Annotated in this window: 16 protein-coding genes; 5 read left to right on the top strand and 11 right to left on the bottom strand. The window is 74.9% G+C overall.

Annotation, left to right across the window (positions count from 1 at the left end; genetic code table 11):
• Nucleotide 1: 1 nt before the first annotated feature.
• On the top strand, nt 2–904 hold the full coding sequence (locus tag ACFWA9_RS27775; protein WP_380390593.1) for a cation diffusion facilitator family transporter: 903 nt from the start codon (nt 2–4) through the stop codon (nt 902–904).
• Between the two features lie 32 nt (nt 905–936).
• Here the strand turns inward: ACFWA9_RS27775 and ACFWA9_RS27770 are convergent, their stop codons facing one another.
• Nucleotides 937–1122: a hypothetical protein gene (locus tag ACFWA9_RS27770; protein ID WP_380390591.1), complete on the bottom strand. Its 186-nt coding sequence runs from the start codon at nt 1120–1122 to the stop codon at nt 937–939.
• 270 nt (nt 1123–1392) lie between these two features.
• On the opposite strand from ACFWA9_RS27770, the gene ACFWA9_RS27765 reads away from it, so the two are divergent.
• Nucleotides 1393–2613: a glycosyltransferase gene (locus ACFWA9_RS27765; protein WP_380390590.1), complete on the top strand. Its 1221-nt coding sequence runs from the start codon at nt 1393–1395 to the stop codon at nt 2611–2613.
• Between the two features lie 62 nt (nt 2614–2675).
• On the opposite strand, the gene ACFWA9_RS27760 is transcribed toward ACFWA9_RS27765, so the two are convergent.
• The 3 genes from ACFWA9_RS27760 to ACFWA9_RS27750 form a co-directional block, all read right to left on the bottom strand.
• Nucleotides 2676–2828 carry a hypothetical protein gene (locus ACFWA9_RS27760; RefSeq protein WP_380390589.1) on the bottom strand — a complete coding sequence of 51 codons (153 nt, stop codon included), beginning with the start codon at nt 2826–2828 and terminating at the stop codon, nt 2676–2678.
• 44 nt (nt 2829–2872) lie between these two features.
• Entirely contained in the window at nt 2873–3184 is a 312-nt protein-coding gene (locus tag ACFWA9_RS27755; RefSeq protein WP_380390587.1) for a hypothetical protein, read from the bottom strand.
• Between the two features lie 153 nt (nt 3185–3337).
• Nucleotides 3338–4465, bottom strand: coding sequence for a hypothetical protein (locus tag ACFWA9_RS27750; RefSeq protein ID WP_380390585.1), 1128 nt, complete (start codon nt 4463–4465; stop codon nt 3338–3340).
• Between the two features lie 87 nt (nt 4466–4552).
• Here ACFWA9_RS27750 and ACFWA9_RS27745 point away from each other — a divergent pair, with 87 nt between their 5' ends.
• Nucleotides 4553–5065, top strand: a complete 513-nt coding sequence (locus ACFWA9_RS27745) for a GNAT family N-acetyltransferase (protein ID WP_380390584.1) — start codon at nt 4553–4555, stop codon at nt 5063–5065.
• 44 nt (nt 5066–5109) lie between these two features.
• On the opposite strand, the gene ACFWA9_RS27740 is transcribed toward ACFWA9_RS27745, so the two are convergent.
• From ACFWA9_RS27740 to ACFWA9_RS27730, 3 genes are all read right to left on the bottom strand, one after another.
• Nucleotides 5110–5499 (bottom strand): ArsR/SmtB family transcription factor, encoded by a 390-nt coding sequence (locus ACFWA9_RS27740; protein ID WP_380390582.1) that lies wholly within the window; start codon nt 5497–5499, stop codon nt 5110–5112.
• Nucleotides 5496–5942: an SRPBCC domain-containing protein gene (locus ACFWA9_RS27735; protein ID WP_380390580.1), complete on the bottom strand. Its 447-nt coding sequence runs from the start codon at nt 5940–5942 to the stop codon at nt 5496–5498. The genes ACFWA9_RS27740 and ACFWA9_RS27735 overlap by 4 nt, the downstream gene beginning before the upstream one ends.
• 138 nt (nt 5943–6080) lie before the next feature.
• Nucleotides 6081–6545, bottom strand: a complete 465-nt coding sequence (locus ACFWA9_RS27730; protein ID WP_380390578.1) for a hypothetical protein — start codon at nt 6543–6545, stop codon at nt 6081–6083.
• A gap of 119 nt (nt 6546–6664) precedes the next feature.
• On the opposite strand from ACFWA9_RS27730, the gene ACFWA9_RS27725 reads away from it, so the two are divergent.
• Nucleotides 6665–7453 (top strand): alpha/beta fold hydrolase, encoded by a 789-nt coding sequence (locus tag ACFWA9_RS27725; RefSeq protein WP_380390576.1) that lies wholly within the window; start codon nt 6665–6667, stop codon nt 7451–7453.
• A 27-nt stretch (nt 7454–7480) separates the two neighbouring features.
• Here ACFWA9_RS27725 and ACFWA9_RS27720 read toward each other — a convergent pair whose 3' ends face one another.
• The gene (locus tag ACFWA9_RS27720; protein WP_352297176.1) at nt 7481–8515 is read right to left on the bottom strand and encodes a LacI family DNA-binding transcriptional regulator; all 1035 of its coding nucleotides are present in this window, start codon (nt 8513–8515) and stop codon (nt 7481–7483) included.
• Nucleotides 8516–8738: 223 nt separating this feature from the next.
• Nucleotides 8739–9602, bottom strand: coding sequence for a MurR/RpiR family transcriptional regulator (locus ACFWA9_RS27715; RefSeq protein WP_380390574.1), 864 nt, complete (start codon nt 9600–9602; stop codon nt 8739–8741).
• A gap of 53 nt (nt 9603–9655) precedes the next feature.
• Between ACFWA9_RS27715 and ACFWA9_RS27710 the strand changes: the two genes are divergently transcribed.
• Nucleotides 9656–10540: an EamA family transporter gene (locus ACFWA9_RS27710; protein WP_380390572.1), complete on the top strand. Its 885-nt coding sequence runs from the start codon at nt 9656–9658 to the stop codon at nt 10538–10540.
• A 23-nt stretch (nt 10541–10563) separates the two neighbouring features.
• Here the strand turns inward: ACFWA9_RS27710 and ACFWA9_RS27705 are convergent, their stop codons facing one another.
• Nucleotides 10564–11343, bottom strand: a complete 780-nt coding sequence (locus ACFWA9_RS27705; protein WP_380390614.1) for a GNAT family N-acetyltransferase — start codon at nt 11341–11343, stop codon at nt 10564–10566.
• Between the two features lie 105 nt (nt 11344–11448).
• Entirely contained in the window at nt 11449–12543 is a 1095-nt protein-coding gene (locus ACFWA9_RS27700) for an exo-alpha-sialidase (protein WP_352297184.1), read from the bottom strand.
• Nucleotides 12544–12695: the final 152 nt, after the last annotated feature.

The raw sequence follows: 12695 nt of genomic DNA, 5'->3' as shown, positions 1-12695 counted from the left end.
CATGGGAGCGAACCACGGCCCCGCCGCCCCGGCCACCGTCAGCGGCGCCTACCGCCGCCGGATGCTGCTGACCATCACCGTCACCGCCGCCGTGCTGGTCCTCCAGGTGGTCGGAGGCCTGCTCTCCGGCAGCCTCGCCCTGCTCGCGGACTCCGGGCACATGCTGACCGACCTCTCCGGCGTCGCCCTCGCTCTGCTGGCCGTCCAGGTCGCCCAGCGCTCGCCCACCCTGCGGCGCACCTTCGGTCACTACCGGCTGGAGATCCTGGCCGCGCTCGCCAACGCCGTCCTCCTGGTCGCCGTCTTCGCCTGGGTCGCCTACGGCGCCGTCCGGCGCTTCGGCGAGCCCGTCGAGGTCCGGGGCGGCCTGATGCTGACCGTCGCGCTCGTCGGCCTCGCCGCCAACCTGGTCGGCGTCGTCCTGCTGCGCGGCGGCAAGGACCACAGCCTCAACCTGCGCGGCGCCTACCTGGAAGTGCTCGGCGACGCCCTCGGCTCGGTCGCCGCCATCGCCGCCGCCGTCACCATCCAGCTCACCGGCTGGCAGTACGCCGACCCGATCGCCTCGCTGCTGATCGGCGTGATGATCCTGCCGCGCGCCTACCTGCTGGGCCGCGACGCCCTGCGCGTCCTCCTGGAGGCCACCCCCGCGGACGTCGACCTCGCCGAACTCCGCACCCACTTCCTGGCCGAGGACGGCGTCCGCGAGGTCCACGACCTGCACGCCTGGACGGTCACCTCCGGCATGCCCGTCCTCACCGCCCACGTGGTCGCCGACCCCCACCCGCCCGCCGACCTCCTCACCCGCCTGCGCCGCTGCGCCGCCGACCACTTCGGCATCAGCCACGCGACGCTGCAGACGGAACCGGCCCGCCGCCTGTGCGACGAGGCGGCCCACGCCTGACGCCCCCTCGGGAACCGTCCGCCCCGGCGCGCCTATGCCGGGGCGGACGGTCCGGCGTAGGAGGTCTCGCGTTCGGAACAGCCACGGCGCACGACGTCCGGAGTCCTGCGGATGGCGAAGGTCTCGGGGTGTCCGGGACCGAGGGCGCGCGCCAGGTCGGCGGCGACCCGCTCGTTGGGGGCGACGGCTTCGTCGGTGCGCCTTCCGTCCACCGCCACCGTCAACTCCGGTGCGGGCCAACGGCCCCGGTGCGGATCCGTGTCCCGGCACGGACACGTCGAGTCCGGCTCCGCCTCGGAGAGATCCGGCTCCGCCTCGGAGAGAAGAGAAAGGAATGGCCGTCAACTCGGCTGCGATGCGCGACGAAGGAGGAGTGCCCACTCCTTTCCACTCTCAACTTATAGCGTACGGGGGGCCTTGCGGCAAGGCCCCGGGCATGACGCAGAATCTGCGGTCGAAGCCGATGTCGATGCACAGGGGAGTCCTGAATGCGTGTGGTGCTGTCTGCCTACGATTCGCGCGGGGGCGTCGAGCCGCTGGTCGGGCTCGCGGTGCGGTTGGGGGAGCGCGGCGCGCAGGTGCGGGTCTGTGCGCCGCCGGACGAGGAGTTCGCGAGGCGGCTGGCGGTGGTCGGGGTGGAGATGGTGCCGACCGGGCAGTCGGTGCGCGATCTGGTGACCGGGCGGACGCCGCCGTCACCGGGCGGTGTGGTCCGGCGGGCGGCCGAGCTGGTGGCCGCGTTCTACGACGGCGTCATGTCGGTGGCCGAGGGGTGCGACGTGCTGGTGGCGACCGGTCTGGTGCCGGCGGTGGCCGGGGTGCGGGCGGCGGCCGAGAAGCTGGGCGCCCGTTACGTGTACGCGAGTTACCAGCCGATCAGCCTGCCGTCCCCGCACCACCCGCCGATGCCGCGCCCCGGGCGGCCGCTCCGTTCGGACGTGACCGACAACCGGGTGCTCTGGGAGCAGGACGCCGTGGACGCGCAGGAGGTATTCGGCGAGGTGGTCAACGCCCACCGGGCGTCGATCGGCCTGCCGCCCGTGGACAACGTCCGCGACCATGTCTTCACCGACCTGCCGTGGCTGGCCACGGACCCGACCCTGGCGCCATGGCAGCGGCCGGCGGAGCTGGACGTGGTGCAGACCGGCGCGTGGGTCCTGCCGGACGAACGCCCGCTCCCCGCCGACCTGGTGGAGTTCCTGGACGCTGGCGCGCCGCCGGTGTACGTGGGCTTCGGCAGCGTTCCGGTGCGCGATCCGCAGGAGGTCGCCCGGGCGGTCGTCGAGGCGGTCCGCGCGCAGGGCCGCCGTGCGGTGATCTCCCGTGGCTGGGCCGACCTGGGGTCGGCCGACGACCGGGACGACTGCTTCGTCGTCGGTGAGGTCAACCACCAGGCGCTGTTCCGCCGGGTGGCGGCCGTCGTGCACCACGGTGGCGCGGGCACCACGACGACGGCGACCTGGGCGGGTGCGCCCCAGGTGGTGGTGGCCCAGGGCGGGGACCAGCCGTACTTCGCGGGCCGGGTGGTCGGCCTGGGCATCGGCGCGGAGCACGACGGGCCGACGCCGACCACCGAGTCGCTGTCGGCGGCGCTCAAGGTGGCGCTGGCCCCCGAGGTCCGTGAGCGGGCGGCCGCCGTGGCCGGTGCGTTCCGCACCGACGGCGCCGCGGTGGCCGCGGAGCTGCTGCTGGAGGGCCTCGGGCGGTAGCGGCCCGTCGTCGTCGCCACTACCCGTCGCCACCGCACCTGCCGCCACCGCACCTGCCGCCACTACCCCGTCGCCGCGCCGATCTGGGCGACCAGGGTGCGCCAGTCGACCCGCCGCGAGGTGCTGGGAGCGGACTCCGCGGTGTGGGCGGTGGAGGCGGCGGTGCGGGCGGCGGCGCGGGTGCGGCAGTCCCCGCAGCGGTGTTCGCCGTTCACCGGGCGGAAGGCACGGTCACAGGAGTCGCAGCAGACGGGTGCCGTCACGGTGCCGCGCCCAACGGCACGCTGGAGAGCAGGGATTCGGTCCGCACCTGCCCGGCGGCGCCGCGCCGTCGGGTGGTGTGCAGCAGTCCCGAGCGGGCGAGTTGGCGGCGGGCGCGATCGGTGGTGACGCGCCCGCCGGAGAGCCCGGCGGCGAGGGCCGTCACCGTGGTGGCGCGGGCCTTCGCCGGGCCCAGTGCCAGGGCTCGTACAAGGAGTCGAAAGGCGGAGTCCGACAACTCGTCGTCCCACACCAAGGAGTTGGCAATCTGGGTGAAGTCGCGCGACGGCGCGATAGCATGCAGGAGCATCGTCAGTGGAGGCCTTACCACTCGGCGTATGAAGAGCCCGGCCGCGTGCGCTAACACGTTGCCGGGCTCGCCCCATTCTTCGGGGGCGATCCGCTTCTGGCGGTCACGGTACACCCAAATGACGGCCGGTCAGCACGCTCCGAACTGAAATGATTACCCGTTGTAGTGATGATCCGTGTTCTTGGTGGGCCGCAGCTCGGGCGGCAGCGGGGGCGCCTCCGAGAGCTTCACGGCCAACCCGCGCGCAAGGTCGAAGGCCGTCACCGGATCGCCCTGGTCGGCCCAGACCTCGGCGCCGCACCAGCGGCCGATCAGCCGGAACTGCTCCAGTGCCTCCGCGGGCAACCCGGCCTTGCCGCAGTAGTAGGCGAGCAGGTGGCGCAGCATCGGCAGCCGCTCGTCGTCCGCCGGGACGGCCGCCAGCGCCGTCGCGACCGCCTTCAGTCGCTCCTTGGCCTTCTCCCCGGCCAGCGTGGACCCGAGGGTCTTGCGCTTCTCCAGCTCGGACAGCGCGTGCAGGTAGATCCCCGGCAGCGGGCTCCCGGCCGGAGCGTGGTCCATCGCCCGCTCGGCGAACGCCAGCATCTGCTTGTCCGAGCCGAACCACTTGGCGCACCAGTACTGCATGCCCTGCCAGTGCGCCTCGTAGTGGTGCGGGGCCCGCTCGGCCAGTCCGGCCCAGAGCGGCTCGAACTGCTCCGGGGTGTACTGCGCGCCGCGCGCCGTCGTCACCATGACCACCCACGGAGCCGGGTCCCGCGGTGCCAGCAACGCGGCGCGGCGGGCCGCCTCGATCGCGGCGGGCAGCAGCTCGCGGAACTTCGCCATGTCCTCGGCGGGCACCTCGTGCGCGTACTTGGAGCCGCGGATCGCCCAGGCGCGGTGCACCATCTGCTTGGCCTCCAGGGTGGCCGCGTCGCAGCTGTTCGGGTCCGCGGCGCGCCAGGCCGTCAGCCAGGCGTCGTCCTCGTTGGCGATGCTCGCCAGCAGCTCCAGCCGCGACCAGCGCTCCTCCCAGTCCTGGCCGGCCGCCTCGACGTGGGCGGCGGCGGGCCGCCAGTCCCCGCCCCAGGCCGCGTCGGCTATCGCCTGGGACCGTTGGCGCCGCTCTTCCGGCATCGGCGGCCCGGACCGGCGCGGGTCGAGCCGTTCGCGGGGGACGAGGCCGAAGGCGGCCGGATCGAACCGGTGCCTGGCCCACTCCACGGACTTGGTGGCGCGGGACTTCTTCACCGCGAAGTAGACGAGAACGGCCACGAGAATGAGCAGGAAATGGGTCACGGCGGCGAATCATCCCTGGTGGGAGGGGGTGAATGCAACGTCGAAAAAGGCTCGCCGAACACCCTTTTCCATGCAAACATGCCCTATATGGGGACGATTCTGCACGGCGCCCAGGTCACTCTCCGCCCCGCCGCGGAGGCGGACGTCCCGGCCCTCGTGGCCATCCGCGGCACGCCCGAGGTCTTCGCCCGCTGGCGCGGTGGCGACGATCTCGCCGACGCCGTCGCCACCGACCTCAAGGAGCCGGGCACCGAGACCCTGGCGATCCTGGTCGAGGGTCAGGTGGCCGGCGCCATCCAGTGGTACGCCGAGAACGACGACGAGTACCGCCACGCGGGCATGGACATCTACCTCGACCCGGCCCGCCACGGCCGCGGCCTGGGCACCGACGCCGTCCGCACGCTGGCCCGCCACCTCGTCGCCGACCACCACTACCACCGCCTGATCATCGACCCGGCGGCGGACAACGCGGCGGCGATCCGCTGCTACGAGAAGGTCGGCTTCCGCCCGGTGGGCATCATGCGCCAGTACGAACGCGGCTCCGACGGCAGCTGGCACGACAACCTGCTGATGGACCTGCTGGCCGACGAACTCCGGTAGTGGCCGGAGCTCCGGGCCGTGCCCCGGGGCCCCGGCCGCGGGCTCTACCGCGCGTCCGGCGGCCGCGGTGCGTGCCGGGCCTCCTGCTCGGCGGCCTCGGCCGCTTCGGCGAGGCGCTTGATGGCGGCCAGCCGTCGGTCCCAGTCGGTCGCGAGCGCCGCCATCCACCGGGCCGTCGCGTCGAGCGCCGCGGGCCGGACCGCGTACCGCACCTCGCGGCCGGCCCGGGCGGCGGTGACCAGCCCGGCACCGTCCAGGACGGCCAGGTGCTTGACCACCGCCTGCCGCGAGACGGGCAGCCGCTCGGCGAGCGTGGTCGCGGTCGCCTCGCCCCGTTCGGCCAGCAGGTCCAGCAGCTGACGCCGCGTCGGGTCGGCGAGGGCGGCGAGCACGCCGTCGACCGCCTCGGCGCCGCCGCGGCCCCCGTCGCTCACGCGGGCGGCTGTTCGGCGCGCTTGCGGAGCGCGTCGAGCACCTGGGGCCATCCGCCGGAGTTGTCCTCGACCGCCTTGCCGCGCAGTTCCTCGGAGCCGGCCAGGGCGGCGAACCCGCTCTCGACCACGCGCAGCCGCGTCCCCGCGCCCTCCGGGGTCAGCGTGAACTCCACGAGGGTGCTGTTGTTCTCGCGCAGGTCCTCGCCGGGGAAGGCGCTGGCCCAGCGGTAGGCCAGGTAGGTCGGCGGCTCGACCTTCTCGACCCGCACCGGGAAGTCCCCGTACTCGGGGTTCCTCGCCACCATCGACTCGCCCTCGCGGGCCACCGTGCCGGCCAGGCTCGCCTCCTCGGCGACCCAGAACCCGGGCTGGGCCACCAGGGTCCAGACCAGCTCCGGGGATGCCGCGATCAGGGTCTCGCGCTCGATCCGGTCCTCACTCATGGGGAACTCCTTCGTCGCTGCCAACTATGTGCAACCCCAGAGTTGCACGTCGATCGGCCAAGTGCAACCGGAGGGTTGCGCGTCGATGCGGCCTTCGACGGCGGGCGGCCCACGGCGCCGCGCGCCGGTGTCCGGCGCTCAGTGCTCGGGCGGGGGCGCGAGCACCATCGGCCAGGACTCCCCGCCGGCGAGCAGGTCGTCGAGCGTCTCGTCCGGGCCCGCCGTGAACACCGCCGTCGCGGGCGCCGCCCGCGCGTACGACTCCGGCTCCACCGCGGCCTCGGCGCGGAGCACCAGCACGGCCTCCGGGTCGACGGACGAGCGGCCGGTGAAGGCCGCGAGGTCCACACCGGCCCGGTCGAGCGGCGCCGAGTGCACGGCGACCTCGACCACCAGGCGGTCACCGGCCAGGGCGTGCTCGGCCCAACCGCCGGTCCGCGTCAGGTGGAGCACGCCGTCGCCCTCGTAGCAGTGGGTACCGAGCCGGGCGACGGCGCGCTCGGCCGGCGGGCCGTCGGGGTCGACGAGGAGGGCGACGACGGGCACGTCGGGCTCGTCGGGGTCGTCGGGGTCGATGCCGGGGCGGACGAGGAGCCGGGCCACGGGGGCTTCCGGGGTCAGGGCGGGCGGACGGGGTCACCGTAGGGCACGCCGCCGACGGAGCCCGCCGGTGCGCGGGCAAACCGGGTGTGCGGTGCGCGGTCGATCCGTAGGGTGGCCCGATGATCATTTCTCATGAGGTGGCCGGGAGCGGCCCGGCGGTGGTCCTGCTGCACTCCACGGTCTGCGACCGGCGGATGTGGGACGGACAGGTGCCCGCCCTGGTCGGAGCGGGTTTCCGGGTGGTCCGCTGCGACCTGCGGGGCTTCGGCGGGACGCCCGTCCCGGACCGGCCGTACGACAACGCCCGGGACGTCCTGGACCTCCTGGACGGGCTCGGGATCGAGCGTGCGGCGCTGGTCGGGGCGTCCGGCGGGGGCCGGGTCGCGCTGGCGCTGGCGGCCCGATGGCCGGACCGGGTGACGGCGCTCGCGCTGCTCTGCACCGCGCTCGCCGGGCAGGAGCCGAGCGCCGGACTCCGCGCCTTCGGCGAGCGCGAGGACGCGCTGATCGAGGCGGGGGACATCGCCGGAGCGACCGAGCTCAACGTGCGGACCTGGCTGGGCCCCGAGGCGGGCGAGGCCGTCAGGGAGCAGGTGCGCCGGATGCAGCGGCACGCCTTCGACGTCCAACTGGCCGCCGAGGAGGACTTCCCGCAGATCCGGGTCGAGACCGACCCGGCCGCCGTCACGGCGCCCACGCTGCTGGTCACCGGCGCGCACGACTTCGCCGACTTCGCCCGGATCGCCGACCACCTCGCCGAGCACATCGCCGGTGCCCGCCGCCTCGACCTGCCCTGGGCCGGCCACCTGCCCGCCCTGGAGCGGCCCGACGAGGTCAACGCGCTGCTGGTCGACTTCCTGGGCGCCGGCGCCGGCCTCCTCGCCGGCGCGGAGGCCGCGGGGAGCTGAACGACGGCTCCGGGGCGGCTCGCCGGCTCAGGCGGCCGCCGCCCCCGGGCAGCCGCAGGAGCGGCGGATCACCAGACGGGCGGGGAAGGTGTGCGCGCCCGCCGGGACGGGCTGCTCGTTCGCCTTGGCGGTCAGCACCAGGTCCACGGCGGCCCGGGCCATCTCGCCCTGCGCGGTGGCGACGGTGGTGAGCGGCGGCCCGGCGATGACGGCCTCGGCGATGTCGTCGAAGGCGGCCACCGCGAGGTCTTCCGGCACCCGGATGCCGAGGTCGTCGGCGGCGCGCAGCAGTCCGATCGCCTGGTCGTCGGTCGCGCAGAACACGGCGGACGGCCGGTCGGGCCGGGCCAGCAGGGCGAGGGCTTCGGCGTGGGCCCGGACGCGGTCGAAGGGCGCGGGCGTCAGCCGGCCGTCGGTGGGCAGCCCGGCCTCGGCCAGGGCGGCCGCCCAGCCGGCGGTCCGCGAGGTCACCGGGTCGTTCGGGCTGAGCGCGAACGTCCCGCCGAAGCAGTGGACGTCGGCGTGCCCGTGGGCCAGCAGGTGGCGCACCATCTCGCGGGCGCCGCCGTCGTCGTCGGCGACCACCGCCGCGCCGGTCTCCGTCTCCGCCCGGTGGTGCAGCAGCACGACGGGGGTGCCGTCGGTGGCCTCGAACCCGGCCACCCCGGGGACGGACGGGTCCTGGGTGACCAGGATCAGCCCGTCCACCTGCATGCCGAGGAAGGCCCGGATGTAGTGCGCCTCCCGCTCGTCGGCGTAGTCGGAGTTGCCGATCAGCAGCAGTCGGCCGCGCTCGGCCGCCGCCTGCTCGACCATGTGCGCGAGCCCGGCGAAGAACGGCTGCCGGGCGTCCGGCACGACCATGCCGATCAGGTTGGTCCGGCGGCGGGCCATCGCCTGGGCCACCCGGTTCGGCCGGTACCCCAGCTCCTCGACCGCCGCCAGGACCCGGGCGCGGGTGGCCGCGGCCACCGGTCGTGGTCCGTCGTTGATCACATAGCTGACCACCGCCGTCGACGTTCCCGCCGCCCGCGCCACGTCGTCCCGCGTCACCCTTGCCATGCCCGCGAGCCTACACATCACCTCTGACCAGGCCCGAAGACGCCGGACCGACCGGTGTCCGGAGTCCGGACGCGTCGGCCCCCCGGGGGCGTCCGGCCGCCGCCTGCCCCCCGCGGCCGGAGGGCGGCGGCGCGATGGTCGGGCCGGCCTCGGAGGCCTGACCCGCCCGGCACGGGCACTCGCCTGAACGGGCACCCGCCCCGGCGCGGGTGCCCGTCCGGCGCTAGTAGGTGTGATCGGCCGTCACGTCCGCCGAGAGGTCGAGCGCGCGTTCCGCCGCCTCCCCCCGCAGGGCCAGCAGGGTCAGCGTCAGCGCGTCGACCACCGCCAGGTGGACCAGCCGGCTGGCGGTGGTCTCCAGGCCGAAGACGAGGTCCTGCCCGCCGGCGACCAGCGTGTGGGTGGCGGCCTCGCTCAGCGGCGAGCGGGCGTAGCTGGTGAGCGCGACGACGCTCGCGCCGGCGTCGCGCGCCCGGCGGGCGGTGTCGACCACGGTCGGTGACGCGCCGGTGTGGCTGACGGCCAGGCAGACCCCGGTGGCCGGGAGCCCGGCGGCGGCCAGCTGCGCGGTGAGCGGGTCGGCGGGGGCGTCGACCGGGATGCCCAGGGCGCGCAGGCGGTAGGCCGCGTCCAGGACGACCGCGCCGGAGAGGCCGGTGCCGACCAGGACGACCCGGTCGGCCGCGTTCAGCAGCTCGGCCGCCGCCCGCAGGCGCTGCGCGGACAGCGTGGTGGCGATCCCGTCGAGTGCCTCACGGGCGGCGCGGACGGTGTCGGTCAGCGCCCGGGCCGCCGGGTCCGCCTCCTCCGAGGGGTCCGGCGCGGGGGCCGGGGTCTGGCGGACAGCCGCGATCTTCAGCTCCTGGTAGCCCTTGAAGCCGAGCCGCTGGCACGCCCGCACCACGGAGGAGGAGGCGGTGCCGGCCAGTTCGGCGACGTCGCTCACGCTCAGGTGCACCAGATCGGCCCCCCGGTCCAGGACGACCTGCGCGACACGCGCCTCGGTGCCGCGCAGCTCGCCGAGACGCGCGCGGACGTGGGCGGCCAGCTGGGATTCCAGTGGCGAGAATTCGGAACGCTCTTCCATGAATCTAGGGTAGCGTGGAATTCGATTCCAGCCCGTCGGAGGGGAGCTTCGCCATGCCCGCAATCGCGTCCGCGCTGCCGAGCGGTGGGTCGGCGGCGGCCGTGCCGGTCGCCGTCCTCACCGCGGCGGTCCTGCACGCCGTCTGGAACGGGCTGGCCCACCGGATCCGGGACAAGCTGGTCGGCTTCGCCCTGATCAACCTCACCTACACCGCCTGCGCGGTGGTCCTGGTCGCGCTCAACCCGCTGCCGGCCGCCGGGGCCTGGCCGTACCTCCTCGCCTCCGTGGCGATGCAGGTCTCCTCCCAGCTCCTGTTGCTGCGCGCCTACCGGCTCGGCGACTTCGGGCAGATGTACCCGATCGCCCGGGGCTCGGCGCCGCTGCTGGTGGCGGTGCTCTCCGTGACGGTGCTCGGCCAGGCCCTGGGCGGCGGCGAGCTGGTGGGCGTGCTGGTGATCTCCTGCGGCCTGATCGGGCTGGCCTTCGCCCGGGGGATACCCGGGCGGGCGCAGCTGCCCGCTCTCACCGCCGCCGCCGGTACCGGCGTGATGATCGCCTCGTACACCGTGCTGGACGGCAGCGGGGTCCGGCACGCGGGCACCGTCGGCGGCTACGTGGCCTGGCTCTTCCTGCTCCAGGGGCCGTGCCTGGCGCTGATCGCCGGGATCCGCCGGGGCCGCGGCCTGCTCGTCGGAGCCGGCCCGGTGGTGCCGGTGGGGATCGTCGGCGGGGCGCTCTCCCTGACCGCCTACGGGCTGGTGGTCTGGGCGCAGTCCCGGGGCAGTCTGGCGGCCGTCGCCGCGCTGCGCGAGACGAGCATCGTGATCGCCGCGCTGATCGCGACCGTGGTCTTCCGCGAACGGCTCGGGCGGCTGCGGATGGCCGCGAGCGCCACCGTCCTGGCCGGGATCGCCGTGCTGGAGCTCGCCCGTCCGTAGCGGCCGGGCGAGCACCGGGCGGCTCAGGGGACGATGACCGTCAGCGTGCTCCTGGTGAGCCGGAATCCGAGCGACTCGTACAGCCGGCGGGCCGCGTTGCCCTCGGTGACGGCCAGCCCCATCCCGGGGTTCCCGCGGCCGGCGAGGTCGGCCATCACCCGGCGCATCAGGTCGCGGCCGAGCCCCGGGTAGCCGAGCTCCGGGTGCCGGAAGACATGGGCGATCCAGGGCAGGCCCTCGTAGTCGGTCACGACGGCGCCGGCCACGACCCGGTCGTCCGCGTCCACGACCAGGGCGCTGGACGGCAGCACGGGGCCGACCACCCCGCCGGCCAGCAGGCTGCGCAGTTCCTCCCGCGAGGTCCGCTCGTCGTGGTCGGGGCGGTGGTCGGGGTGGCCGGGGCCGAACGCGGCGCCCAGTGCCGGGGCGAGCTCCTCGGCGGTGCGGTCGCACGGCACGCTGCGGTACCCGTCCCGCAGCGGGGTCCGCGCCCAGTCCGGCCATCCGGCGGGCGGTGGATCACCGGCGAGGTCGCGCAGCATGGTGTGCCCGAGCCGGAGCGGACGGGCCCCGCGGCGCCGCAACCGCTCGCCGAAGCCCACGCGGCTGGAGACGACCCAGCCCGACATGTCCGTCAGCACGAACTCCACCGGGTCGACGGCGCTCACGGCCTCGCCGCCGGGCGTCCCGGGGCCCATGACCTCCAGCAGACCGGCCCAGGGCCGGCCCTCCCGCTCGCCGCGCTGGTAGCGGACGACCGGAAGGCCGTCGGCGTCGCGCCCGAACTCCCAGTCGGGTTCCATCTCTGTCACGCGGTCCATCCGATCTCCGAGAGCCGTCCTGCCTCCGCCATGCTCGTCGGGCGGCCGTTCGTGGATCAAGTGGTCGGGTTCTCCCTGCCCGGTCCGTCACGACACCGTCGCCGCCCTGACACAGAGCACGTCCGGCAGGTGGGAGAGCAGCAGCGACCAGCTCTCGCCCTCGTCGGGGCTGCCGTAGACCTCGCCGGTGCGGTTGCCGAAGTAGATCCCGGCCGGTTCGGCGTCGTCGGTGCGCAGCGCGTCGCGCAGCACGACGCCGTAGTGGTCCTCGCCCGGCAGGCCGTTGGCGAGCGGCTGCCAGCTGTCCCCGCCGTCCTCGGTGCGGTAGACCCGGCAGCGGCGGCCCGGGGGGATCCGGTCGCCGGCGCCGCCGAGCGGGAAGAGGTAGGCGGTGTCGGCCCGGCGCGGATGGGCGGCGACGGCGAAGCCGAAGTCGGCGGGCAGGCCGTCGGTGACGGAGCGCCAGCTCGCGCCCGCGTCGTCACTGCGGTACACGCCGCCGTGGTTCTGCAGGTAGAGGCGGTCCCGCCGGACGGCGTCCGGTGCGATCTTGTGCACGCACTGGCCGAACTCGGGGTACTGGCTCTCCTCCGGGAAGAACTCCGCGCGCAGCCCAGTGTTGGAGGGCTCCCAGCTCGCGCCGCCGTCCTTGCTCCGGTAGACGCCGCCGCTGGAGACGGCGACGAGCAGGCGTCCGGGGTCGCGCGGATCGGTGAGGATCGTGTGCAGCCCCTGGCCGCCGTACCCGGCGCCCCATTCGGACCGCTGCGGATGGTTCCAGAGCGGCTCGACCAGGGCGAAGGTCTCGCCGCCGTCCTCGGAGCGGAACAGCGCCGCCGGTTCGGTGCCCGCGTAGACCACGCCGGGCGCCTCCTCACCGGCCGGCTGGAGCTGCCAGACCCGGGTGAGCGACGCTCCGGTGTGCTCGGGGAAGCGGACGGCCGGCTTCGCCGGTTCGAACCAGCTCGCGCCGAGGTCGTCGGAACGCCAGACCGACGGGCCCCAGTGGCTGCTGTCCGCACCGACCAGCAGCCTGGTCCGGCCGCCCCGGCGATCGATCGAGACGGCGTAGATCGCGTTCATCGGGAAGTGCGGCCCGCTGAACTCCCAGTCCGCCCGGGATCGGCTGCGGCCGAGAAAGAGGCCCTTCTCCGTTCCGACGGCCAACAACACCTCGGTCATACCGGCCACCACCTGTTCGGCGCAACGGCCCCCACCGGACACCCCTCCACGGGCCAGTGTCCCGCCACCCGCCCGGGGCCACACCTTGCCACGCCGACGCGGCGAGGTGCCGGGAGCGGTGCGGCGGGGGGGGGCCCCCGGGGGGTGCCGGC

It is taken from the genome of Kitasatospora sp. NPDC059973 (assembly GCF_042737525.1).
Classification (GTDB): Bacteria; Actinomycetota; Actinomycetes; order Streptomycetales; family Streptomycetaceae; genus Kitasatospora.
This window is presented reverse-complemented; position numbering and strand designations above follow the sequence as displayed.

Coding starts and splice junctions, on each gene's coding strand:
- ACFWA9_RS27715 (WP_380390574.1), bottom strand. CDS start 9,602: ATGGAAGAGCGTTCCGAATTCTCGCCACTGGAATCCCAGCTGGCCGCC.
- ACFWA9_RS27735 (WP_380390580.1), bottom strand. CDS start 5,942: ATGAGTGAGGACCGGATCGAGCGCGAGACCCTGATCGCGGCATCCCCG.
- ACFWA9_RS27765 (WP_380390590.1), top strand. CDS start 1,393: ATGCGTGTGGTGCTGTCTGCCTACGATTCGCGCGGGGGCGTCGAGCCG.
- ACFWA9_RS27725 (WP_380390576.1), top strand. CDS start 6,665: ATGATCATTTCTCATGAGGTGGCCGGGAGCGGCCCGGCGGTGGTCCTG.
- ACFWA9_RS27710 (WP_380390572.1), top strand. CDS start 9,656: ATGCCCGCAATCGCGTCCGCGCTGCCGAGCGGTGGGTCGGCGGCGGCC.
- ACFWA9_RS27745 (WP_380390584.1), top strand. CDS start 4,553: ATGGGGACGATTCTGCACGGCGCCCAGGTCACTCTCCGCCCCGCCGCG.
- ACFWA9_RS27720 (WP_352297176.1), bottom strand. CDS start 8,515: ATGGCAAGGGTGACGCGGGACGACGTGGCGCGGGCGGCGGGAACGTCG.
- ACFWA9_RS27755 (WP_380390587.1), bottom strand. CDS start 3,184: ATGCTCCTGCATGCTATCGCGCCGTCGCGCGACTTCACCCAGATTGCC.
- ACFWA9_RS27705 (WP_380390614.1), bottom strand. CDS start 11,343: ATGGAACCCGACTGGGAGTTCGGGCGCGACGCCGACGGCCTTCCGGTC.
- ACFWA9_RS27700 (WP_352297184.1), bottom strand. CDS start 12,543: ATGACCGAGGTGTTGTTGGCCGTCGGAACGGAGAAGGGCCTCTTTCTC.
- ACFWA9_RS27775 (WP_380390593.1), top strand. CDS start 2: ATGGGAGCGAACCACGGCCCCGCCGCCCCGGCCACCGTCAGCGGCGCC.